Annotated in this window: 1 protein-coding gene; it reads left to right on the forward strand. The window is 56.0% G+C overall.

Annotated elements, in window-relative coordinates; all coding sequences use genetic code 11:
- Positions 1-384 (forward strand): polyketide synthase (locus LCF57_RS26415; RefSeq protein WP_226003318.1); only part of this gene is annotated, 384 nt, incomplete at both ends.

A 384-nucleotide genomic window follows, 5' to 3' on the forward strand; every position in this document is an offset into this window, starting at 1 on the left:
AGCTCGGTAGCCAACCGGATTTCCTATTTGCTGAACCTGCAAGGTCCCAGCATGCCCATTGATACGATGTGCTCTTCGTCATTAACCGCCATTCATGAGGCGTGTGAGCATCTGTATCAGCAGGAGTGCAAAATGGCGGTTGCCGGGGGGGTTAACCTTTACCTGCATCCTTCCAGCTATGTTGGATTATGCGCCCAGCAAATGCTTTCGGCCGACGGCCAGTGCAAGAGCTTTGGCAGCGGAGGCAACGGCTTTGTCCCGGGTGAAGGGGTGGGCTGCGTTCTGCTGAAGCCTTTGTCCAAGGCAGTCGCAGACGGGGATCATATTTATGCGGTGATCCGCAGCACCAGCATCAACCACGGGGGCAAGACGAACGGGTATACC

Origin of the sequence: Paenibacillus sp. BJ-4 (assembly GCF_020404765.1) — a bacterium.
Lineage (GTDB): Bacteria > Bacillota > Bacilli > Paenibacillales > Paenibacillaceae > Paenibacillus.